General features: G+C 64.3%; 18 protein-coding genes and 1 pseudogene. 13 read left to right on the top strand and 6 right to left on the bottom strand.

What is annotated here, in order from left to right; all coding sequences use genetic code 11:
• Positions 1-164: 164 nt before the first annotated feature.
• From BLW22_RS10375 to BLW22_RS10360, 4 genes are read left to right on the top strand one after another with little or no spacing between them, the layout of a single operon-like run.
• A complete protein-coding gene (locus BLW22_RS10375) occupies positions 165-1,190 on the top strand; it encodes an ABC transporter substrate-binding protein (protein WP_027603596.1) in 1,026 nt (341 codons plus the stop codon).
• Positions 1,187-2,104, top strand: a complete 918-nt coding sequence (locus tag BLW22_RS10370) for an ABC transporter permease (RefSeq protein ID WP_065926398.1) — start codon at positions 1,187-1,189, stop codon at positions 2,102-2,104. The genes BLW22_RS10375 and BLW22_RS10370 overlap by 4 nt, the downstream gene beginning before the upstream one ends.
• Positions 2,105-2,110: 6 nt before the next feature.
• On the top strand, positions 2,111-2,920 hold the full coding sequence (locus tag BLW22_RS10365; RefSeq protein ID WP_010567348.1) for an ABC transporter permease: 810 nt from the start codon (positions 2,111-2,113) through the stop codon (positions 2,918-2,920).
• Between the two features lie 17 nt (positions 2,921-2,937).
• Positions 2,938-4,092 carry an ABC transporter ATP-binding protein gene (locus tag BLW22_RS10360; protein ID WP_065926399.1) on the top strand — a complete coding sequence of 385 codons (1,155 nt, stop codon included), beginning with the start codon at positions 2,938-2,940 and terminating at the stop codon, positions 4,090-4,092.
• 366 nt (positions 4,093-4,458) lie between these two features.
• Here the strand turns inward: BLW22_RS10360 and BLW22_RS10355 are convergent, their stop codons facing one another.
• From BLW22_RS10355 to BLW22_RS10345, 3 genes are read right to left on the bottom strand one after another with little or no spacing between them, the layout of a single operon-like run.
• Entirely contained in the window at positions 4,459-5,199 is a 741-nt protein-coding gene (locus BLW22_RS10355; protein WP_065946542.1) for a PAS domain-containing protein, read from the bottom strand.
• Positions 5,200-5,859 (bottom strand): response regulator, encoded by a 660-nt coding sequence (locus BLW22_RS10350; protein ID WP_065926401.1) that lies wholly within the window; start codon positions 5,857-5,859, stop codon positions 5,200-5,202. It abuts the gene before it with no gap.
• Complete coding sequence (locus tag BLW22_RS10345) at positions 5,828-6,874, bottom strand: ATP-binding protein (protein ID WP_065926408.1); 1,047 nt, start codon at positions 6,872-6,874, stop codon at positions 5,828-5,830. Before BLW22_RS10345 ends, BLW22_RS10350 begins: the two co-directional genes overlap by 32 nt.
• A gap of 250 nt (positions 6,875-7,124) precedes the next feature.
• On the opposite strand from BLW22_RS10345, the gene BLW22_RS10340 reads away from it, so the two are divergent.
• The 9 genes from BLW22_RS10340 to BLW22_RS10300 all read left to right on the top strand — a co-directional run bounded on the left by BLW22_RS10340 (position 7,125) and on the right by BLW22_RS10300 (position 18,043).
• The gene (locus BLW22_RS10340; RefSeq protein ID WP_065926402.1) at positions 7,125-7,568 is read left to right on the top strand and encodes a dimethylamine monooxygenase subunit DmmA family protein; all 444 of its coding nucleotides are present in this window, start codon (positions 7,125-7,127) and stop codon (positions 7,566-7,568) included.
• Entirely contained in the window at positions 7,565-8,494 is a 930-nt protein-coding gene (locus BLW22_RS10335) for a PDR/VanB family oxidoreductase (RefSeq protein ID WP_065946539.1), read from the top strand. Before BLW22_RS10340 ends, BLW22_RS10335 begins: the two co-directional genes overlap by 4 nt.
• A gap of 11 nt (positions 8,495-8,505) precedes the next feature.
• Entirely contained in the window at positions 8,506-9,522 is a 1,017-nt protein-coding gene (locus tag BLW22_RS10330; protein ID WP_065926404.1) for a heme-dependent oxidative N-demethylase family protein, read from the top strand.
• 30 nt (positions 9,523-9,552) lie between these two features.
• On the top strand, positions 9,553-10,683 hold the full coding sequence (locus BLW22_RS10325; RefSeq protein ID WP_027603588.1) for an aminomethyl transferase family protein: 1,131 nt from the start codon (positions 9,553-9,555) through the stop codon (positions 10,681-10,683).
• A gap of 30 nt (positions 10,684-10,713) precedes the next feature.
• Positions 10,714-11,580, top strand: a complete 867-nt coding sequence (gene purU, locus BLW22_RS10320) for a formyltetrahydrofolate deformylase (RefSeq protein ID WP_065939724.1) — start codon at positions 10,714-10,716, stop codon at positions 11,578-11,580.
• A gap of 20 nt (positions 11,581-11,600) precedes the next feature.
• Positions 11,601-12,968 carry an NAD(P)-binding domain-containing protein gene (locus BLW22_RS10315; RefSeq protein ID WP_074846045.1) on the top strand — a complete coding sequence of 456 codons (1,368 nt, stop codon included), beginning with the start codon at positions 11,601-11,603 and terminating at the stop codon, positions 12,966-12,968.
• A gap of 2 nt (positions 12,969-12,970) precedes the next feature.
• Positions 12,971-15,280: a trimethylamine N-oxide demethylase gene (locus BLW22_RS10310; RefSeq protein WP_074846041.1), complete on the top strand. Its 2,310-nt coding sequence runs from the start codon at positions 12,971-12,973 to the stop codon at positions 15,278-15,280.
• Between the two features lie 74 nt (positions 15,281-15,354).
• Entirely contained in the window at positions 15,355-17,034 is a 1,680-nt protein-coding gene (locus BLW22_RS10305; protein ID WP_065925857.1) for an APC family permease, read from the top strand.
• Positions 17,035-17,050: 16 nt separating this feature from the next.
• The gene (locus BLW22_RS10300; protein ID WP_074846038.1) at positions 17,051-18,043 is read left to right on the top strand and encodes a bifunctional 5,10-methylenetetrahydrofolate dehydrogenase/5,10-methenyltetrahydrofolate cyclohydrolase; all 993 of its coding nucleotides are present in this window, start codon (positions 17,051-17,053) and stop codon (positions 18,041-18,043) included.
• 522 nt (positions 18,044-18,565) lie between these two features.
• On the opposite strand, the pseudogene BLW22_RS10295 reads toward BLW22_RS10300, so the two are convergent.
• From BLW22_RS10295 to BLW22_RS10285, 3 genes and pseudogenes are all read right to left on the bottom strand, one after another.
• A pseudogene (locus tag BLW22_RS10295) lies at positions 18,566-19,890 on the bottom strand (ammonium transporter).
• A gap of 137 nt (positions 19,891-20,027) precedes the next feature.
• Positions 20,028-21,350 (bottom strand): FMN-binding glutamate synthase family protein, encoded by a 1,323-nt coding sequence (locus BLW22_RS10290; RefSeq protein ID WP_027603581.1) that lies wholly within the window; start codon positions 21,348-21,350, stop codon positions 20,028-20,030.
• 14 nt (positions 21,351-21,364) lie between these two features.
• The gene (locus tag BLW22_RS10285; RefSeq protein WP_027603580.1) at positions 21,365-22,039 is read right to left on the bottom strand and encodes a GltB/FmdC/FwdC-like GXGXG domain-containing protein; all 675 of its coding nucleotides are present in this window, start codon (positions 22,037-22,039) and stop codon (positions 21,365-21,367) included.
• Between the last annotated feature and the right edge of the window lie 6 nt (positions 22,040-22,045).

The raw sequence follows: 22,045 nt of genomic DNA, 5'->3' as shown, positions 1-22,045 counted from the left end.
ACCGAACGCTTCCGCCAAGTGCGCCCGCCAGGGAGAGCACCAATAACAGCCCTTGGCACGGTCGCCTTTTGGGGCCTCGATTAGAGGCCCCGGATGGACCTACTGCTCCCGATAGGCGGGCATTACCAAGCCCGCTCAATAACAAAACAAATGAGGGCGTGAAAATGGTGTTGAACAAACGTGCAACCGCAGTGCTGTTCGCGGGTTTATTGGCCACAGCCACTCACGCGGCCATGGCGGCCGAAAGCGTCAATTTCGTGAGCTGGGGCGGTAGCACCCAGGATGCGCAGAAGCAGGCCTGGGCCGACCCGTTCAGCAAGGCCAGCGGCATTACCGTGGTCCAGGATGGGCCCACCGACTACGGCAAACTCAAGGCTATGGTCGAAAGCGGCAACGTGCAGTGGGACGTGGTGGATGTCGAGGCCGACTTTGCCTTGCGCGCCGCCGCCGAAGGCCTGCTCGAACCCCTCGACTTCTCGGTGATCCAGCGCGACAAGATCGACCCGCGCTTCGTCTCCGACCATGGCGTGGGCTCGTTCTTCTTCTCCTTCGTGCTCGGCTACAACGAAGGCAAGCTCGGCGCCGGCAAGCCCCAGGACTGGACCGCGCTGTTCGACACCAAGACCTACCCCGGCAAGCGCGCCCTCTACAAATGGCCAAGCCCCGGCGTGCTCGAACTGGCGCTGCTGGCCGACGGCGTCCCGGCCGACAAGCTCTACCCCCTGGACCTGGACCGCGCCTTCAAGAAACTCGACACCATCAAGAAAGACATCGTCTGGTGGGGCGGCGGTGCGCAGTCGCAACAGTTGTTGGCCTCCGGCGAAGTCAGCATGGGCCAGTTCTGGAACGGTCGCATCCACGCCCTGCAGGAAGACGGCGCGCCCGTGGGCGTGAGCTGGAAGCAGAACCTGGTCATGGCCGACATCCTCGTCGTGCCTAAAGGATCGAAAAACAAAGCGGCGGCGATGAAGTTCCTGGCCAACGCCAGCAGCGCCAAGGGCCAGGCAGATTTCTCCAACCTGACCGCCTACGCACCGGTGAACATCGACAGCGTGCAGCGCCTGGATTCGGTGCTCGCGCCGAACCTGCCGACTGCCTACGTCAAGGACCAGATCACCCTCGATTTCGCCTACTGGGCCAAGAACGGTCCGGCCATTGCGACACGGTGGAATGAATGGCTAGTCAAATGAAAATGACGGCAACCACACCGACCGGGAGCGCCCTCGGCGCTGCCGGCGCGGTTTCGCCCAAGGCCGGGGCGCCGTCCCTGGCACAGCGCTGGCGGGGCTCGAGCAACCTGATCCCGGCCCTGCTGTTCCTCGGCCTGTTCTTCCTGGCGCCGCTGATCGGCCTGCTGCTGCGCGGTGTGCTGGAGCCGGTGCCGGGCCTGGGCAACTATGAACAGCTGTTCGCCAACTCGGCCTATGCACGGGTGCTGCTCAACACCTTTTCGGTGGCGGGCCTGGTGACCCTGTTCAGCCTGCTGCTGGGCTTTCCGCTGGCCTGGGCGATCACCCTGGTGCCGCGCGGCTGGGGACGCTGGATCCTGAATATTGTGCTGCTGTCGATGTGGACCAGCCTGCTCGCCCGCACTTACTCCTGGCTGGTCTTGCTGCAAGCCTCCGGGGTGATCAACAAGGCGCTGATGGCCATGGGCATCATCGATGTGCCCCTGGAGATGGTGCATAACCTCACCGGCGTGGTGATCGGCATGAGCTACATCATGATCCCGTTCATCGTGCTGCCATTGCAGGCGACCATGCAGGCCATCGACCCGATGATCCTGCAGGCCGGCTCGATCTGCGGCGCGAGCCCGTGGACCAACTTCTTCCGCGTGTTCCTGCCGCTGTGCCGGCCGGGGTTGTTCTCCGGCGGCCTGATGGTGTTCGTGATGTCCCTCGGTTACTACGTCACCCCGGCACTGCTCGGCGGTGCGCAGAACATGATGCTGCCCGAGTTCATCATCCAGCAGGTGCAATCGTTCCTCAATTGGGGCCTGGCCAGTGCCGGCGCCGCGTTGCTGATCTTCATCACTCTGGTGCTGTTCTACTTCTACCTGAAGCTTCAGCCGGAATCCCCGGTTGGCGCCAGCAACGCGAGGTAAGCCGTCATGCTCCTGACCCCCAATGCCATGAGCCGCAGGATGCGCTTGGGCCTCTACACCACCACCGGGTTGATCGGCCTGTTCCTGCTGCTGCCGATCGTGTTCATCGTGCTGCTGTCGTTCGGCTCGTCGCAATGGCTGGTGTTCCCGCCGCCGGGCTGGACGCTGAAATGGTACGGCCAGTTCTTCTCCAACGCCGACTGGATGAACGCAGCCATGGCCAGCCTCAAGGTGGCCGTGCTGACCACCGTATTCGCCGTCGCCCTCGGCCTGCCCACCGCCTTTGCCCTGGTGCGCGGGCGCTTCCCCGGCCGTGAATTGCTCTACGGCCTGTTCACCCTGCCGATGATCGTGCCGCTGGTGATCATCGCCGTGGCGGTGTACGCGCTGTTCCTGAAGCTTGGCTACACCGGCACGATGTTCGCCTTTGTGGTCAGCCATGTGATCGTGGCGCTGCCGTTCACCATCATCTCGATCATCAACTCGCTGAAACTGTTCGACCAGTCGATCGAAGACGCGGCGGTGATCTGCGGCGCCTCGCGGTTGCAGGCGGTGTTCAAGGTGACCTTTCCGGCGATTCGTCCGGGGATGGTCGCCGGTGCGCTGTTCGCCTTCCTGGTCTCGTGGGACGAAGTGGTGCTCAGCGTGATGATGGCCAGCCCGACCCTGCAAACCCTTCCCGTAAAAATGTGGACCACCCTGCGCCAGGACCTGACGCCTGTGATCGCCGTCGCGTCGACGCTGCTGATCGGCCTCTCGGTGCTGGTCATGGTGATTGCCGCCGCCGTTCGCCGGCGTACCGAAACCCGCGCTTGAGCGCCGAGGAGAAGAACATGAGTGCAGTGATCAACGATGTCGCGCAGAGCCATGGCCAACCCCTGGTCAGCCTGCGCAACCTGAACAAGCACTACGGCGAATTCGCTGCCGTGGACAATATCTCGCTGGACATCCAGGACGGCGAATTCCTCACCTTCCTCGGCTCCAGCGGCTCGGGCAAAAGCACCACGCTGTCGATGCTTGCCGGCTTCGAAACGCCAAGCAGCGGCGAGATCCTGGTCAGTGGCCAATCGCTGGTCAACGTACCGCCGCACAAGCGCGACATCGGCATGGTGTTCCAGCGCTACTCGCTGTTCCCGCATTTGTCGGTGCGCGACAATATCGCCTTCCCCCTGGCGATTCGCAAACTGGCCAGCGCCGAACGCGAAAAGCGCGTCGACGCCATGCTCAAGCTGGTGCAGCTTGAGCAATTTGCGCATCGCCGCCCTTCGCAATTGTCCGGCGGCCAACAGCAACGGGTCGCCATCGCCCGCGCGCTGGTGTACGAACCCCGCATCCTGCTGATGGACGAACCCCTCGGCGCCCTCGACAAGAAGTTGCGCGAAGACCTGCAGGACGAACTGCGCCAACTGCACCGGCGCCTGGGCATCACCATCGTCTACGTGACCCACGACCAGGAAGAAGCCATGCGCCTGTCCCAGCGCATCGCGATTTTCAGCCACGGCAAGATCGTCGGCCTGGGCAGCGGCTTCGACCTGTACCAGAACCCGCCGAACGCGTTCGTGGCGTCGTTCCTCGGCAACTCCAACTTCCTCAAGCTCAAGGCCCAGGGCAACGCGGCGGCGGCGTTCGAAGGCCGATCCGTGTCGATTCGCCTGACCAGCGGGCTGCACACCGAGCAGGATGTGCTGCTGATGGTACGCCCGGAAAAAGCCCTGGCGCTGAGTGTCGAACAGGCCGCTGAGCAACCGCTGGCGGCGGGCTGGAATGAAGTGTCGGCGATTGTGGGTGAGGTGCTGTTCCTCGGCGAAAGCCAGACCTGCACAGTGAAAACCCTCGGCGGCACATCGATGACGGTCAAGGCGCTGTCCGCCGCGGGCATGCCCCTCAAGGCCGGCGACCCGGTGCGTGTGCGCTGGGCGACGGCGGATGCGTGTGTGTATACGCAGTGGGCGGAGAGCGATCTGAACAAGGCCGCAGGCGCGCATTGAATCCCATGTGGGAGGGGGCTTGCCCGATAGCGTTGTGTCAGTTAAAGATGCATTCACTGACACTCCCTCATCGGGGCATGGGTATCTACACAACTTCCAGTGAATACGAAATCTATGGCAATTAGGCTTCTGTGGTGAGCGGGCTTGCCCCGCGCTGGGTTGCGAAGCAGCCCCAAAACCTTCACCTCGATTGATTCTGGCACTCTTCGGTGACCTTATTGGGGCCGCTTCGCAGCCCAGCGCGGGGCAAGCCCGCTCACCACAGAGTTATGTGTCAGCCTTTAAGAGTTGTGTAGATACCTATGCTCATCGGGGGCAAGTCGAATCGTCGCACCGCCCCTCCCACATTTGAGGTGCGTTTATCCGTCAACTCTTGCGCTCGAAAATCGCCCCCTCGATCCCCAACACCTCACGGGTATCCGCATAAATCCCCACGCCCTTCTCCCACACATGCTTGATCGAGCGGTCGGCGCAGCGAATCCGGTAATTGAGCTCGAACGGCTCCTGCCGTGACAACGCATATTGCACCTCGCGCCATACGTAGTCAGCGTCCTGCGCCAGGATCAGGCTGTTGTAGGTGAACTCATGGTTGTCCACCAGGCGTTCGGCAGGGTAGCCGGTGAGTTGCAGGCAGCCGGCGCTGACGAATTCCATGGTCCAGTCGCGGTTGTTGCGGCCGCGATAGATCAGGCCCGGCATGCTGTCGAGCAAGCTCATGCTGCTGCGCTGGCTGGCCTGCCAGGCGATTTCGCGGCGCTTGTGGGCAGTAACGTCCCCGGCCACCAAATAGAAGCCTTGGGGGCCGCGCTTGAGGCTGATCTCGAACCAGCGCAGTTCGCCACTGGGGTGCACAAAGCGCAGGCGCTGGTTGAATGAGGTGTCGGGGCGGCGGCGCAGTTCATTCAAGGCCTGGCGCCATAGCGGGCGGTCTTCCTGGTGCACGTAGTCCATCAGGTTGCGCTCCGCGCCCGGCGGGCCCATCAACTCGGCCCAGGCCAGGTTGAAGTGGGCGATCTGGCCGTTGTCGCGCAGTTGCAATAAGGCGGCGGGAAAGCAATCCATCAGGTCAATCGGCGGGGGCGCAAACGCTTCGGGGCTGTCCCTCATCTAGTGGCGCTCCTCGTGTTTCATCAAGGCGCCGCTGTGCACCCAGGCCGCCAGCTCCAGGCGCGAATGCAGGCCGAGCTTCTGCAACAGGCTGCGCACGTAGATTTTCACCGTGCCGTCGCTGATCCCCAGCTCCCGGCCGATCTGTTTGTTGCTCATGCCGGCGGCGATCAGCGCCAGGGTCTGGCCTTCGCGCTCGGTAAGGTTTTCGCTGCCCGCAGCCTCACACGCTTGCGTGGGCTCCGCCTGGTCGGCGAGCAAGGCAATCAGGCTCGAATCCAGCACGATCGCGCCCTTGTGGCAGTTGCGCATATACGCCAGCAACGCATCCGGCTCGGTTTCCTTGAGCACATAACCGCTGGCGCCCAGGCGCAAGGCCGTGAGCAACTCGGCGCGGTCCATGGAGGCGGTGAGCACCACCACCTGGCAATCCAGGCGCAACTGGCGCAGCTCATCCAGCACCTGTAATCCGCTGAGGCCAGGCATGTGCAAATCCAGCAGCACCTGTTGCGGCGTCAGGCTCACGGCCAGGTTGATGCCCTCGCGGCCGCTGGCCGCCTGCCCCACCACTTCGAAGTCGCCGCTGGCATCGAACAACTGCGCCAGGCCCTTGCGAAACAACGGGTGATCATCGATCAGTAATAAGGTCGTGCAGTCCATCGAGACTCCCCTGTGGCAGATCGTGGTGGCGGCGCAGGCCAAGGTGCACGCGCACCCCGTGCGGGCGGATCGCTTCTATGCTCAGCCGTGCGCCGATGCTGGCGGCGCGCTCGCGGATAATCGCCAGGCCGAAATGGTTGTGCTCGTCGCAGGCCGGGATCAAGCCGATGCCATCGTCTTCCACCGACACCGAGGCGTCGCCGTCCTGGGTCTGGCGCAGTTCGATGCGCACGTGGCGCGCGTGGGAATGCCGCACCGCATTGGCCAGGGCCTCGCGAATGATCTGCAGGATCTGCAATTCGGTTTCCGGGCTCAGGGCGTCGTCGGCCAGGCGGTTGTCGAGTTCGAAGACAATGATGCAGCGCCGCGAGAACTCCGCGACCGAATCGGCCAGGGCCTGGCGCAGCGAGCGCCCGTCCATGGTCAGACGCGCACTGGTGATCAGCTCGCGCACCTGGCGTTGCAGTTGGCTCAGGCCGGTGCACAAGTCCTGCAGTGCCGGCTCGCCCAGCTGCGACTGCAAGCCATGGGCCTGGAACGACAGGTAGCCCAACTGCTGCGCCACCGAATCGTGCAGCTCACGGGCCAGGGCGCCGTGGCGGGAGGTCGCCTGTTTGCGCTGCTGCTCACGGTTGTGGCTGCGCAGGCGTACGCTCACGCCTACCGCCTGCGCCGCCTCTTCCAGTAACTGGCGCCAACTGGCACCGGCGCGCCGGGGGGTGTCGAGCAGCAATGCGCCCTTTTCACCCTCGGGCAAGGCGCACACCAGACGGTGCACGCCCCGTTGCCGGCAAGGTCCGCAGGCTTGGGGAGCGTCCGTCACGCTGGCGTCGCGCCAGGGGCAACGCGCGACCGCCTGGCAGCCGTCGACCCACCCTCGCCGCGTCGGGCCCAGGTCTTCGCCGCCGAGGATCAGGTTAAGCCGGGCAGGCGGCAGCAGTGCGTCGAAACGGTCCAGGAAACCCGACAAGGCACCGTCAGCGTGCAGGGGCAACCCGGCCAACAACCTGCGCACGCTGCGCGCCTGTTCGGCGCGTACAGGCCCCAACCAGAGCGGCCAGCCTTTTGGTCGTGTCAGCACTCTTTGATAACTCCCCGTCCGGTTGCTCTGTGTGGTCGAAAGGCCCAGCAACTTCCATGCCCCGAATGGCCGGCGCGCAAGGCTTATCTCCAAAGGCATAGCCCTTTTTCCAGATTGAGAAGATTTTCCCCATAGGAAAGTATCTCTCCCAACAGGAAACAAACACACACCGTGGAGAGCCCGCATGACGCCTACCCGCAGCCGCCCCATCGTGGTGATGCAATCAGCCGCCGCCAGCGCAGCGTTCATCAGCGAACTGCACATGCCCGTGCTGTTGAACGGCGAACACCCCGAGTTTGCGCGACGCCTGCAACAGGCGCTGGCCAGCGCCACCGTGGGCTGCCGGCTCTACCTGCTGGGCGACGAAGCCTTTATCTGGCGTGTGCACGGCGAGGCCCGCGTCGCTGGCCTGGAACACGACGAGATCGACATGACCTGCATCCCCGGCCTGCGCCAGGTGTATTGCGCACACTGCGGCCTGACCCAGGCGGCCGGGCCGGAGCCGCTGTTGAACTGCATCGGCTGCCACGTCGGGCTGGAGGTCCGCACGCATTTTTCCCGGCGCCTGGGGGCGTATCTCGGCGTGTGCATCAACCCCGACCAACCCTACGCGGGGTTCCAGCCATGAGCGCGGCCCTCAACGTCCAGGTCAGCGCCGCACGCATGCTCACGCCGGTGGTGCGCGAATTCACCCTGACGCCCGCCACGGGCAGCCTGCCCGGCTTCTCGCCCGGCAGCCACGTGCAGGTGCACCTGCCGCTGGGCGAGGGCACGGTGCGCAACGCCTATTCACTCACCAGCGACCCGGCGCACACCCAGCACTACCGCATCGCCGTGCGCCTGCAAGATGCCTCGCGCGGTGGCTCGCAGTACCTGCACAGGCAGGTGCAGGTCGGCGACACCCTGCAGATTTCACCACCGGCCAATCTGTTCGCGCCCCATGGCACCGCGCACCTGCATATCCTCATCGCCGCCGGGATCGGGATCACGCCGTTCATGGCCTATATCGCCGCGATGGAACAACAGCAGGCCAACTTCGAGCTGCATTACCTGTTCCGCCGGGGCCTCAGCGACGCCTATCTCGACGAGCTGCAACAGCGTCTCGGCCCGCGCCTGCACACCTACGACCGGCGCCCGGACCTTAACCCAATCCTCGGCAACCGGCCGCTGGGCAGCCACGTCTACACCTGTGGCCCGCAGCCCTTGCTCGAGGCGGTTGAGCAACACGCCACACGCCTCGGTTGGCCGAGCAGGCGTGTGCATTCGGAAGCCTTCAAGGGCGCACAACCCGGCCAGCCATTCGACCTGCAGCTGCTGCGCAGCGGCCGACGCCTGCGGGTCGAGGCCGAGCAAAGCCTGCTCGAAGCCCTGGAACACGCCGGACTACAGGTGCCCAACCTGTGCCGTGGCGGAGTCTGCGGCCAGTGCATCACGCGCCACCAGGGCGGCGCCATCGAACACCGCGACAGCTTCCTCAGCCCGGCCGAGCAGGCCGACTTTCTGATGCCCTGCGTCTCGCGCGGCAGCGGCCCCTGCGTTTCGCTGGACCTATAGGAGTGAGTGCCATGCCCCTGCAAACGAGCCCCGTGCTGAGCTATCGCGACGATTTCAGCTTTCGCAACAGCCCGGCAGCGATCCGGCGTTTCCCCTTTCCCTTTATCGAGGACAGCTACCTGTACTCGGTAAACATCGAACCGGCCATCTCCCGCGACCCCGGCTCGATCTATGAGCACGCCTTCGACATCGACGAGCACTACCGCTCGGAAATGGCCGAGCGCGCCCTGGTGCTGGACAAGGACCCACGCCGCTACCTGGTGATGCCCCACATGCAAGTGGCGGCCTGGGATGCGCTGCAGATGATCATGGAACACCTGGCCGCCGACTACCCGCAGTCGTTCAGCCTGACGCAAAACGGCGAGCGCTGGCAGTGGCGCAACCACCTGTTGGACATCGACCAGGCCTTCATCTTCGGCGATGCCAGCAGCCTGCCCTGTGCGCCGCTGGAGTACATCGGCCGCCAGGTGCAGGGGGATTTCGCCCTGCTCGACCAGCGCGACGGCGACCTGTACATGGACGCCGGCCTGGTCACCAGCCCGGCCGACTGGTCGCTGGCGTTCGACGCCGGCATGAGTTTCAAGCAATGGCACGCACCGGTGCCCATGGCCCATCAGATGGGCGTGTTCGAACGGGCGCTGAAGTACCTGCTCAACCTGCAGGTCGGCCAGCCGGTACGGCGCTTGAACTGGACCCTGACCATCAACCCGCGCCTGGATTCGTCGCCGGAAACCTTCCATGAATGGGGCGCCGATCGCGGCCGGATCACCGCGCAGAACGTCGGCCAGCAGGTGCACCTGCGGGTCGAGCTGCAAGTGATGGCGCGCCTGCCGCGCAGCCACGCGGTGATGTTCAGCATCCGCACCTACCTGATCAGCCTGGACGAACTGGTCACGCAACCCGGCTGGGGCTGTCGCCTGCACCGTGTGCTGCGCGACCTGCCCGACCCCATCGCCGACTACAAGGGCATGACCCGCTACCGCCACACGCTGGTCGAGTGGCTGAGCCAGTTCGACCCACAGGCCTGATGCCCCTTCTTCTACGACAAGGAACCTCACATGACCCACTCATGGCGTATTTCTGCATTGGCCGACCGGCACCGCGCCCTCGGCTCCCACCTCGAAGACTGGAACGGCATGGGCACTGCCTGGACCTACAGCAGTGACCTCGCCGACCACCACCAGGCGATCCGCACCCGCGCCGGCCTGATGGACGTGTCCGGCCTGAAAAAAGTCCATTACGTGGGGCCCCACGCCGAGAGCCTGTTGCAGTGGGCTACCACCCGCGACATCGCCAAGCTCTACCCGGGCAAATCGGTGTATGCCTCGATGCTCGACGAGGACGGCAAGTTCGTCGATGACTGCATCGTCTACCGCACCGGCCCCAACGCGTTCATGGTGGTGCATGGCGCCGGCACCGGGCATGAAATGCTCGTGCGCTCGGCCCAGGGCCGGCAAGTGGCGGTGCTGTTCGATGACGACCTGCACGACCTGTCGCTGCAAGGTCCGCTGGCGGTGGATTTCCTCGCCGAACACGTGCCGGGCATCCGCCAACTGGCGTACTTCCACCACCTGCAAACCCGCCTGTTCGACCGCCCGGTGATGATCTCGCGCACCGGCTACACCGGCGAACGTGGCTATGAGATTTTCTGCAAGGCCGCCGATGCGCCGTTCCTGTGGGACAGCATCCTCGAACAAGGCGCGAGCCTGGGGATCATCCCCTGCGCCTTCACCGCCCTGGACTGGCTGCGGGTGGAAAGCTCGCTGATGTTTTTCCCCTACGACAACTCGCAGATGTACCCCTTCGCCGACCAGAAGGCCGGCGACACCCTCTGGGAAATGGGCCTGGATTTCACTGTTTCACCTGGCAAGAACGCCTTCCGTGGCGCCGAAGAACACCTGCGCCTGCGCGGCCAGGAGCGCTTCAAAATCACCGGCGTGCTGCTTGAGGGCGTCCGCGCCGCCGAGGCCGGCGACACTGTGTGGCAAGGCAACCAACAAGTCGGCGTGATCACCTGCGGCATGTATTCACGCCTGAGCAAACGCTCGATGGCCATCGCGCGCATGAGCGTCGCCTGTTCCGAACCCGGTATTGCCTTGCAGGTTCGCGGCAGCCTTGAGGCCAGCGCCAGCACCCACGCCCTGCCCTTCGACGACCCGCAGAAAACCAAGCGCACGGCCAAGGGCTGAGCCTTCCTTCACTGAACTCAGGAGCTTTCGATGGACGCCTCCCGCGAACATTACATTCTCAAGATCACCTGCCCGGCGGCGTCCGGGATCGTCGCCGCGATCAGCGCGTGCCTGGCCCAACAGCAGTGCTACATCAGCGAGCTGGCGCAGTTCGACGATGAGTTCACCGGGCAGTTTTTCATGCGCGCGGTGTTCCGTTTCAACACCGGCGTGAGCGGCGACATCGGCGCCCTGCGCAAAGGCCTCGGCGACCTGGCCGGTGGCTTCGACATGCACTGGCAGTTGTTCAGCTCGCGCCAACCGACCCGCGTGCTGCTGATGGTCAGCAAGTTCGACCACTGCCTCACCGACCTGCTCTACCGCCACCGCAAGGGCGAGATGGACATGCACATCACCGCCGTGGTCTCCAACCACCTGGACCTGCGGGCGATGGCCGAACGCGAAGGCATCCGCTTCATCTACCTGCCGATCACCCAGGACACCAAGGCCGGCCAGGAAGCCGAGCTGATGCGCATCGTCGAAGACACCCAGACCGACCTGGTGGTGCTCGCGCGCTACATGCAGATCCTGTCCGACGGCCTGTGCCAGCAACTGTCGGGCCGGGCGATCAATATCCACCACTCGTTCCTCCCAGGATTCAAGGGCGCCAAGCCGTATCACCAAGCCTATGACCGTGGCGTCAAGCTGATCGGCGCCACCGCCCACTACGTCACCAGCGACCTGGATGAAGGCCCGATCATCGAGCAGGAAATCCAGCGCGTCGACCATACCCACCTGCCCGACTCGCTGGTCGCCATCGGCCGCGACACCGAAACCGTGGCCCTTTCCAAAGCCCTGAAATACCACCTGGAACACCGGGTGTTCATCAACCAGGACAAGACAGTGATCTTTCGCTGAAACCTTCAGGAGGCACGCTCATGACCCTACGTGTTGCAATCATCGGTGCCGGCCCATGCGGCCTGGCGCAACTTCGCGCGTTCCAGTCGGCCCGCGACAAAGGCGCCGCCATCCCTGAGCTGGTGTGCTTTGAAAAACAGCAGGACTGGGGTGGCATGTGGAACTACACCTGGCGCACCGGCCTCGACGAGAACGGCGAGCCGGTGCACGGCAGCATGTACCGCTACCTGTGGTCCAACGGCCCCAAGGAATGCCTGGAGTTCGCCGACTACACCTTCGAAGAGCATTTCGGCCGGCCCATCGGTTCCTACCCGCCGCGTGAAGTGCTGTGGGACTACATCAAGGGCCGCGTGGAAAAGGCCGGCGTGCGCGACTACATCCGCTTCAACAATGTGGTGCGCCAAGTCACCTTCGACGAACAGAGCCAGCGCTTCACCCTCTACGCCCACGACTACACCAGCGACACCTTGACCTGTGAAGCATTCGACTACGTGATCAACGCCTGCGGCCACTTCTCCACGCCCAAGGTGCCGTACTTCGAAGGCTTCGAACAGTTCGCCGGGCGCATCCTGCATGCCCACGATTTTCGCGAGGCGCTGGAGTTCAAGGACAAGGACCTGCTGATCGTCGGCAGCAGCTATTCGGCCGAGGACATCGGCTCGCAATGCTACAAATACGGCGCGCGCAGCATCACCAGTTGCTACCGCAGCGCGCCCATGGGCTATGCCTGGCCGGATAACTGGGAAGAAAAACCGCTGCTCCAGCGCCTGGAAAACAACCGCGCGTACTTTGTCGATGGCAGCAGCAAGCACATCGACGCGGTGATCCTGTGCACCGGCTACAAGCACCACTTCCCGTTCCTGCCCGATGCACTGAGCCTCAAGACCGACAACCGCCTGTGGCCGATGAATCTCTACAAGGGCGTGTTCTGGGAACCCAATCCCCGCCTGATCTACCTCGGCATGCAGGACCAGTGGTACTCCTTCAACATGTTCGACGCCCAGGCCTGGTATGCCCGCGATGTGATCCTCGGGCGCATTCAACTGCCCGGCCACGCCGACATGGTCGCCGACAGCCAAGCGTGGCACGCACGGGAACAGGCCCTGGAAACCAACCAGCAGATGTTCGAGTACCAGGGCGCCTATATCCAGCAACTGGTGGACGCCACCGACTACCCGAATTTCGACATCGCCGCCGTCAACGAAACCTTCCTGCACTGGAAGCACGACAAGGCGGAAAACATCATGGGCTATCGCGACAAGTCCTATCGCTCGCTGATGACCGGCACCCAGTCGCCGCCGCACCACACGCCGTGGTTGCAGGCCCTGGATGACTCGATGGCGGCGTACCTGGGCGAGCCCACGATCCCCATCAAGTCGGTCGGCTGATGATGAATGCACCGCGTGTTTCCCATCCCCGCGAACCCGGGCTGTTTGCCCGCGCGCCGAACCTGGAACGCTACCGCGTGGCCGCCGGCGGCGTGACTCTGGTCGACTTGCAGCCCGGCGACGGCCTGCAAGTGATCGACGTCGAAGGCCGGCAAACCTGCGCACTGCTGGCCCTCGACGCCGGCGGCCGCAGCGCCCTGGCGAGCTGGGGCCTGAGCGGGTCAACGGCGTGCAGCGTGCCTGGGCGTATCGGCCAGGCGCTCCAGCGGCGCGGCATCGATGCACAGGCCTTGCCGCTGGCGGCCTGGCTATGGGACGCCGACAGCCCGCCCGGCCACAGCTGGCAGTTTGTCGCCGAGGACGCGCTGCTGGTGATCGTCGTCGCCCCCGCCGAGGCCACCGCCGTCGACCGGCAATACCGGCCCAGCGAGCTGCGTCTGATAGTGACGCGGGCCAATCCATCGCCGCTGCTGCTGCCGGCCCTGCCCGAGCCGTTGGGCGATGTACTCGACGAATTCACCCTGCGGGCGGGCACGGCCCACGACTACACCGTCGCCAAAGGGCAGTACATCCAGGTGCTGGACGTCGCGGGCCGCCAGTGTTCGGACTTCGTCGCCCTCGACCGGCGCGCCCTGGATCGCGGCGTCGAGCTGGACCTGGACCAGACCGTCACGCGCACCCTGAACGGCAGCGCCTACCCGGCACCGGGGCTGTTTTCGAAGTTTTTCGACCGCCATATGCAACCGATGCTGGAGGTGGTGCAAGACACGGTCGGGCGCCACGATTCATTCGCCCTGGCCTGCGCGGCGCGCTACTACGAAACCCATGGCTATTTCGGGCACGACAACTGCAGCGACAACCTCAGCCGCGTCCTCGCCCCCCATGGCGTGCAGGCGCGCAACGGCTGGCCGGCGATCAATTTCTTCTTCAACACCGGTATCGATGCGCACCAGCAGATGACCCTGGATGAACCCTGGTCACGGCCCGGCGATTATGTGCTGCTGCGGGCCATGACCGACCTGCTGTGTGGCAGTACCTCGTGCCCGGATGACATTGACCCGGCCAATGGCTGGAACCCGACCGATATCCATGTCCGCATCTACAGCGAGAAGGAGCGTTTTTCCATCGCCATGAGCACTCGAACCACGGCGGATGCCGACCCGATCCTCACCCGTGAGTCCGCGTTTCACTCACGTACCCGCGCCCTCACCGGCAGCTTCACCGACTACCGCAATTGGTGGCTGCCGCTGCGCTACGACGGTTACGGCGTCACCGAGGAATACCTCGGTTGCCGCGAACGGGTGGCGGTGATGGACCTGACCGCCCTGCGCAAATTCGAAATCATCGGCCCCGACGCCGAAGCCCTGTTGCAGTACTGCCTGACCCGCGACATACGGCGCCTGGCGGTGGGCCAGGTGGTGTATTCGGCGATGTGCCACGCCCACGGCGGCATGCTCGACGACGGTACCCTGCTGCGCCTGGGCCCGGACAACTTCCGCTGGATCTGCGGCGAAGACTACGCCGGCGTGTGGTTGCGCGAGCAGGCACAGAAACTGGGCATGAAGGTGTGGGTCAAGTCCGCCAGCGAGCAGATTCACAACCTGGCGGTGCAGGGGCCGCTGAGTCGCGAGCTGCTCAAGCAGATGGTCTGGACCCCGCCCACGCAACCGAGTGTGGAAACCCTCGGCTGGTTTCGCTTCCTGGTCGGTCGATTGGACGGTTTCGACGGCTGCCCGTTGATGATTTCGCGCACCGGCTACACCGGCGAACTGGGCTTTGAGGTGTGGTGCCAGCCCGAAGACGCCGAACGGGTCTGGGACCGCATCTGGCAACTCGGCCAACCCTTGGGGCTGGTGCCCCTGGGCCTGGAAGCCCTGGACCTGCTGCGCATCGAAGCCGGGCTGATTTTCGCCGGCTACGAGTTCAGCGACCAGACCGATCCGTTCGAGGCCGGTATCGGTTTCAGCGTGCCGCTCAAGAGCAAGACCGATGACTTTATCGGTCGCGACGCCCTGCTGCGGCGCAGCGCACACCCCAGCCACAAGCTGGTCGGCCTGCACCTGAGCGGCAACGAGACCGCCCACCATGGCGACCCGGTGTACCAGGGCCGAGCCCAGGTCGGGGTGATCACCAGTGCCTGCCGCTCACCGCTGCTGGCCAGCAATATCGCGTTGTGCCGGGTCGACGTGAGCTGCGCCGAGCCCGGCACTGAACTTGAGATTGGCAAAGTCGATGGCCTGCAGAAGCGCATCAGCGCCACGGTCAGCGCAGCGATTTTCTACGACCCGGACAAAAGCCGGGTGCGCAGCTGATCGTCCCGAAACGTGTGTGCCAACCCATTTTGACTGCCCCAACCTAACCGCTATTCAGACATGGGAATACGAAGATGGAAGCGACGACGTTCGAGGCTGTACCGCAGGCTGCCGGCTCGGTGGGCAGCCTGCACCGCAAGATCGACTGGCGCGGGGCCTTCTGGGTCGCCAGTGGCGTGCCCGCGCTGGTGTTGTTCTCCATCGGTGCGATCGCCGCCACGGTGGGCAAACCGGCATGGATCGTGTGGATCGTGTCGATCCTGTTCGGGTTTATACAGGCCTTCACCTACGCCGAGATCGCCGGGCTGTTCCCGCACAAATCCGGCGGCGCCTCGGTGTACGGCGCGGTGGCGTGGGTGCGCTACAGCAAGCTGATCGCACCGGTGTCAGTGTGGTGCAACTGGCTGGCCTGGTCGCCGGTGCTGTCCATCGGTTCGGGGCTGGCGGCGGGGTATATCCTCACGGCGCTGTTTCCCGCCGATGCGTTGATCAACACCTGGCAACTGACCCTGCTGGACCTGGGCTGGGTCAAGAGCGGCCTGTCGTTGCGCATCAACGCGACGTTCGCCATTGGTTTGTTGATTTTGCTCACGGTGTTTGCCGTGCAGCACGGCGGCATCCTGCGGTCGGCGCGCCTGACCCTGGTGCTCGGCGTCACCTCGTTGATTCCGCTGCTGCTGGTGGGCGTGGTGCCGTTGTTCACCGGGGATGCGACCCAGGCCAACTTCCTGCCGCTGTACCCCCTGGCCCATGATGCGGCCGGGCAAGTCATCGATGGGCCGTGGGATATGTCCGGCTGGTCACTGATGGCCGGTGGGCTGTTCATGGCGGCGTGGTCCACCTACGGCTTTGAAACGGCGGTGTGCTACACCCGCGAATTCAAGGACCCCAAGCGCGACACCTTCAAGGCGATCTTCTACGCCGGCCTGCTGTGCATCCTGGTGTTCACCCTGGTGCCGCTGGCGTTCCAAGGCAGCCTCGGGCTGGGCCAACTGGTAACGCCGGCGGTGCTCGACGCCAGTGGCGCAATCGTGACGCCCGCGGTGTACAGCGGCCTGCTCTCGCCCGCGATCTACAGCGGCATGGGCGTTGGCCAGGTGATGGCCGACAGCATCGGCGGCGGCAAGGTGGTGGCCAATGTCGTGCTGATCATGCTGGTGCTGGCGACGTTGCTGGCGATCATGACCTCGATGTCCGGTTCGTCGCGCACCCTGTACCAGGCCTCGGTGGATGGCTGGCTGCCCAAGTACTTGGGGCGCACCAACGAACATGGTGCGCCAACCGCGGCGATGTGGACCGACCTGTCGTTCAACCTGCTGCTGTTGCTGATGTCGGACTACGTATTCGTGCTTGCGGCGTCCAACGTCAGCTACATCATCTTCAACTTCCTCAACCTCAATGCCGGCTGGATCCACCGCCTGGACCGCCCCGACTGGGTGCGCCCGTACAAAGCCCCCACCGTGCTGCTGGCGGCCGGCGGCGTGCTGAGTTTCGTCAACCTGGCCTGCATGGGCCTGGGCGCGGACATTTGGGGCGCAGGCACGCTGGTCACCGGCTTGCTGTTGGCGCTGCTGATCCTGCCGGTGTTCTGCTACCGCCACTATGTACAGGACAAGGGCCGCTTCCCTGCCGCCATGCTCACCGACCTGTATATCCAGGCCGATGACGGCCAGCGCCGCGCCGGCTGGCTGCCCTATGCCACGCTGGTCGCCGGTGTGCTGGTGGTGTATGCCTGCCATCAACTGGTAGCCTGAGCCTTCCGGCCTGCCTATGGCTGAGGGAGTCTTATCCCTCAGCGCCTTATTTCCCCAGACAACGGTGACGCTTTTGACCAGCTCTCTCCCCACGCTTGCCCGCGATATCGACGGCAAGGCCATCTCTGCCCAGGTGCTCGACGAGGTTCGCGAAGAGGTCCTGCTGCTCGCCTCGCAGCAAATCTACCCGGCCCTGGCGGTATTGCTGGTGGGCGATGACCCGGCCAGCCACGTCTACGTGCGCAATAAGCTGCTGCGGGCCAAGGAAGTCGGGATTCGCTCCCTGGAATACCGGCTGCCGGAGGATGCCAGCCAGACGCAGGTGCTCGACCTGCTTGCCCAGTTGAACGCCGACACGACGGTCAACGGCATCCTGGTGCAGTTACCGCTGCCGGCGCATATCGACGAAGCGGCAGTGATCCACGCGATCGACCCGATCAAGGATGTGGATGGCTTCCACCGCGAAAACGTCGGTGGCCTGGTGCAAGGCATCGAGGTGCTCACGCCCTGCACGCCCAGCGGCTGCATGCGCCTGCTGCACGAAACCTGTGGCGACTTGAGCGGCTTGCACGCGGTGGTGATCGGTCGTTCGAACATTGTCGGCAAACCCATGGCAACCCTGCTGCTGCAGGCCAACTGCTCGGTCAGCGTGGTGCACTCGCGCAGCGTCGATGCACCGGCGCTGTGCCGTTTGGCCGACATCGTCGTCGCCGCCGTAGGCCGGCCGCAGTTGATCGATGCCAGTTGGCTCAAGCCCGGCGCATTGGTCATTGATGTGGGGATCAACCGCATCACCACCGAGACCGGCACACGGTTGGTGGGGGATGTGGATTACGCCAGCGCACGCACCGTGGCCAGCGCAATCACACCGGTGCCCGGCGGTGTGGGGCCAATGACGATTGCCTACCTGCTGAAGAACACCCTGGTGGCGAGCCAGCTGCAACGCAGCAAGGCAAATGCGGGAGGGAACTTGCCCCCGATGGCCGTGGCTCAGCTACAACCAAGCTGACTGGCAGACCGCTGTAGGCGCCTAGGTATCCACAACGCTAACCACGATGCGAAGCGAGCCGCTCTTGATCTTGCTTTAGATCTTGATCTTGATCTCAGGCGCCCCGTTAACCACGCTGGCCGAGCGCAGGCTTGAATCCGTGGGTAACCCGGCAGGACGCCGGGTTAGCCGTCCTGGGCCAGGGATGGCCCATGACGGCGGCCCACGGATTCAAGCCTGCGTTCGGGCATACCGAGCCTAGGCGAGGTACCGAGTGGTGGGGCAAGACCTTTTGGTTACTTTTGGGGCGTTTGCCAAAAGTGACCCGCCGTAAGGGCGGAACCCATAGCGGCCGTGACCGCAGCAACGGATATGTACTCGAACTGATCCAACATCCTGGTCGGCTGTCAGGCCGCCATCGGGAGCAAGCCCCCTCCCACATTTAGGTAGCGGGGCATCAGTTAGATAGTCGTCGGCTCCTGAGCCATCACGGAAGCAAGCTCCCCTCCTACATTTTGAGCTGCGTTTACTCAGGGAAAATGATCAGTGGTTGTAGGCCCGCTCATTATGCTCGGCCAGGTCCAACCCCATCTCCTCCACCGACTCATGGGCACGCAAGCCAACCAGGGCATTGACCCCCTTGAGGATGATCCAACTGATCACAAAACAGTACACCGTAGTCAGCAGCACCCCCTTGAGCTGGGCAACCACCTGCCCGCCCATGGTCACACCTTCCACCAAGCCCCCATGGACGGTACACAGAACACGCCAGTCAACACCGCGCCAATCATCCCGCCAATGCCGTGCAGGCCGAACACGTCGAGGCTGTCGTCGTAGCCGAAACGGCGCTTCAACACCGTCACGCTCAAGTAGCAGAACACCCCGCACAACAAGCCGATGGCCAACGCACCGCCGACGCCCACGTAGGCACACGCCGGGGTGATCCCCACCAGGCCGGCCAACGCGCCGCTGGCCAGGCCGAGGGCACTGGGCTTGCCGACCTTGAACCACTCGGTGAACATCCAGCCGAGAATCCCCGCGCAGGCGCCCAACTGAGTGTTGAGCATGACGATGCCCGAGGTGCCGCTGAGGCCGCCACCGGAGCCGATATTGAAGCCGAACCAGCCGACCCAGAGCATCGCCGCGCCGGCCATGGTCAGGCTGAGGTTATGCGCCGGCATCGGCGTGTTCTGGTAGCCCTTGCGCTTGCCGAGGATCAGGCACGCAGCGAGCGCAGCCACACCGGCATTGATGTGCACGGCGGTGCCGCCGGCAAAGTCGAGCACGCCCCAGTTATGCATCAAGGCCCCCGAACCGCCCCAGACCATATGCGCCACCGGGGCATAGACCAGGGTGAACCAGATGGCCATGAACAGCAGCGCCGCCGAGAACTTCATGCGTTCGGCAAAGGCGCCGGCGATCAGGGCCGGGGTGATGATGGCGAAGGTCATCTGGAAGGTCACGAACACCCCTTCCGGAATATCCCCCACCAGGCTCTCCGGGGTCATGCCCGCCAGGAAGGCGCGGCTCAGGCCGCCGACAAAACTGTTGAAGGTCACCTGCCCTTCGACCATGCCGGTGGTGTCGACCACCATGCTGTAGCCGTAGATCACCCACAGCACGCCCACCAAGCCGGCAATGCCGAAGCACTGGGTGAACAGCGAAAGCATGTTTTTCGCACGGACCAGGCCACCGTAGAACAACGCGAGCCCCGGCAAGCACATGAACAGCACCAGCACGGCGGCGGTGACCATCCAGGCGGTGCTGCCGGTGTTCAAGGTGGGGGCGTCGGCGGCCTGGGCGAGGGGCACAAGTGCACCGGTCGCCAATAAGCCAATAAGGGATTTGCCGAGAAGACGATTGATCATGTTCAAAGCTCCTGCAACAGAAGTGTGTAGGAGCGAGCTTGCTCGCGAAAAACGTCCAGGCAACGCGTTCATCCAGGGTGCCAGCGTTATCGTTGACGATCTTCGCGAGCAAGCTCGCTCCTACAGGGGGGGTAAACTCAGTAACCGGAACCCGGCACCCAACTGGTCCCCGCCAGCGGCACCCGCGCCATGGCGGCCGATTCCACTGTCAGCGCCACCAGGTCCTCGGGGTCGAGGTTGTGCAGGTGCGACTTGCCGCACGCACGGGCCATGGTCTGCGCCTCCAGCACCATCACCCGCAGGTAGTTGGCCAACCGCCGCCCGCCTTCCACCGGGTCGAGGCGCTTGGACAGCTCCGGGTCCTGGGTGGTGATGCCGGCCGGGTCGCGGCCGTTTTGCCAGTCGTCATAGAAGCCGGCGGCCGAGCCGATCTTTTTCAGTTCCGCGTCCAGCCGTGGGTGGTTGTCACCCAGGGCAATCAGCGCCGCCGTGCCGATGGCGACCGCATCCGCGCCCATCGCCATGGCCTTGGCCACATCGGCACCGTTGCGGATCCCGCCCGACACGATCAACTGGACCTTGCGGTGCATGCCCATCTCTTGCAAAGCCTGTACCGCTTGCGGGATGGCCGATAAAATCGGGATGCCCACATGCTCGATAAACACTTCCTGGGTCGCGGCGGTGCCGCCTTGCATGCCGTCGAGCACGATCACATCGGCACCGGCCTTGACCGCCAGCTTCACGTCGTAATACGGCCGGCTCGCGCCGATTTTCACGTAGATCGGTTTTTCCCAATCGGTGATTTCGCGCAGCTCGGCAATCTTGATCGCCAGGTCGTCGGGGCCGGTCCAGTCCGGGTGGCGGCAGGCGCTGCGCTGGTCCACGCCGATCGGCAAGGTGCGCATGCCGGCCACACGCTCGGTGACTTTCATGCCGAGCAACATGCCGCCACCGCCGGGCTTGGCGCCCTGGCCGAGGACGATCTCGATGGCGTCGGCCTTGCGCAAATCATCCGGGTTCATGCCGTAGCGTGATGGCAGGTACTGATACACCAGGTGCTGGGACTGGCCGCGCTCTTCCGGGGTCATGCCGCCGTCACCGGTGGTGGTGCTGGTGCCGGCGATGGTCGCGCCACGGCCCAGGGCTTCCTTGGCGTTGGCCGACAATGCACCGAAACTCATACCGGCGATGGTCACCGGGATCTTCAGGTGGATCGGCTTCTTGGCGAAGCGGTTGCCGAGGATCACATCGGTGCCGCACTTCTCGCGATAGCCTTCCAGCGGGTAGCGCGACACGCTGGCGCCGAGCAGCAGCAAGTCATCGAAGTGCGGCAGCTTGCGCTTGGTGCCGCCACCGCGAATGTCGTAGATGCCGGTTTCGGCGGCACGCTGGATTTCCTGGATGGTCAGGCGGTCGAAGGTGGCCGACTCGCGCAGGACCGGAGGGGTTTGTTCAGTCATGGTGGAGCTCCTGATCAGTACGCGGAGGCGTTATCGACTTTGAAGTTGTAGAGTTGACGGGCCGAGCCGTAGCGCTTGAAATCCGCCGCCTGGTGGGCGAAACCGGCGCGGTCGAGCAGTTCCTGCAACTCTTGCAGGTGCTCGCTGCGCATCTCTTTTTCGACGCAGTCCGAGCCCAGGGACTCCACCGTGCCTTTCACGTAGATATGGGTTTCGTAGAGCGAATCTCCCAGCGCATCGCCGGCGTCGCCGCACACCACCAGGCGCCCGGCCTGGCCCATGAAGCAGCTCATATGGCCAATGCTGCCGCCGACGACGATGTCGATGCCCTTCATGGAGATCCCGCAACGCGCGCCCGCGTCGCCCTCGATCACCAGCAGACCGCCATGGGCCGTGGCCCCGGCCGCCTGGGACGCGCTGCCTTTGACGCGCACCGAGCCGGACATCATGTTCTCGGCGCAGCCCACGCCGACATTGCCGTGCACGGTGATCGAGGCCTGCTGGTTCATGCCCGCGCAGTAGTAGCCGGCGTGGCCCTCGATATCAATGGACACGGCCTGGTTCACCCCCACCGCGAGGTTGTGCTTGCCGTTGGAATGGGTCACGCGCCACTCGTTGTCGATGGCCTGGGCGTGCAGCGCCTGGTTGAGGTCACGCACGGTGGCGGTGGAAAGATCGATGGTTTTCATGTGTGC

It is taken from the genome of Pseudomonas marginalis (assembly GCF_900105325.1).
GTDB classification, from domain to species: domain Bacteria; phylum Pseudomonadota; class Gammaproteobacteria; order Pseudomonadales; family Pseudomonadaceae; genus Aquipseudomonas; species Aquipseudomonas marginalis.
The sequence above is the reverse complement of the archived record's forward strand: the minus strand, read 5'-3'. Positions and strand labels throughout refer to the sequence as shown.

What these genes read in the sequence shown, in the direction of transcription:
- BLW22_RS10340 (WP_065926402.1), top strand. Translation starts at nt 7,125, where the DNA reads ATGACGCCTACCCGCAGCCGCCCCATCGTGGTGATGCAATCAGCCGCC.
- BLW22_RS10330 (WP_065926404.1), top strand. Translation starts at nt 8,506, where the DNA reads ATGCCCCTGCAAACGAGCCCCGTGCTGAGCTATCGCGACGATTTCAGC.
- BLW22_RS10360 (WP_065926399.1), top strand. Translation starts at nt 2,938, where the DNA reads ATGAGTGCAGTGATCAACGATGTCGCGCAGAGCCATGGCCAACCCCTG.
- BLW22_RS10335 (WP_065946539.1), top strand. Translation starts at nt 7,565, where the DNA reads ATGAGCGCGGCCCTCAACGTCCAGGTCAGCGCCGCACGCATGCTCACG.
- BLW22_RS10305 (WP_065925857.1), top strand. Translation starts at nt 15,355, where the DNA reads ATGGAAGCGACGACGTTCGAGGCTGTACCGCAGGCTGCCGGCTCGGTG.
- BLW22_RS10290 (WP_027603581.1), bottom strand. Translation starts at nt 21,350, where the DNA reads ATGACTGAACAAACCCCTCCGGTCCTGCGCGAGTCGGCCACCTTCGAC.
- purU (WP_065939724.1), top strand. Translation starts at nt 10,714, where the DNA reads ATGGACGCCTCCCGCGAACATTACATTCTCAAGATCACCTGCCCGGCG.
- BLW22_RS10310 (WP_074846041.1), top strand. Translation starts at nt 12,971, where the DNA reads ATGAATGCACCGCGTGTTTCCCATCCCCGCGAACCCGGGCTGTTTGCC.
- BLW22_RS10375 (WP_027603596.1), top strand. Translation starts at nt 165, where the DNA reads ATGGTGTTGAACAAACGTGCAACCGCAGTGCTGTTCGCGGGTTTATTG.
- BLW22_RS10315 (WP_074846045.1), top strand. Translation starts at nt 11,601, where the DNA reads ATGACCCTACGTGTTGCAATCATCGGTGCCGGCCCATGCGGCCTGGCG.
- BLW22_RS10350 (WP_065926401.1), bottom strand. Translation starts at nt 5,859, where the DNA reads ATGGACTGCACGACCTTATTACTGATCGATGATCACCCGTTGTTTCGC.
- BLW22_RS10300 (WP_074846038.1), top strand. Translation starts at nt 17,051, where the DNA reads ATGGCTGAGGGAGTCTTATCCCTCAGCGCCTTATTTCCCCAGACAACG.
- BLW22_RS10370 (WP_065926398.1), top strand. Translation starts at nt 1,187, where the DNA reads ATGAAAATGACGGCAACCACACCGACCGGGAGCGCCCTCGGCGCTGCC.
- BLW22_RS10285 (WP_027603580.1), bottom strand. Translation starts at nt 22,039, where the DNA reads ATGAAAACCATCGATCTTTCCACCGCCACCGTGCGTGACCTCAACCAG.
- BLW22_RS10355 (WP_065946542.1), bottom strand. Translation starts at nt 5,199, where the DNA reads ATGAGGGACAGCCCCGAAGCGTTTGCGCCCCCGCCGATTGACCTGATG.
- BLW22_RS10365 (WP_010567348.1), top strand. Translation starts at nt 2,111, where the DNA reads ATGCTCCTGACCCCCAATGCCATGAGCCGCAGGATGCGCTTGGGCCTC.
- BLW22_RS10325 (WP_027603588.1), top strand. Translation starts at nt 9,553, where the DNA reads ATGACCCACTCATGGCGTATTTCTGCATTGGCCGACCGGCACCGCGCC.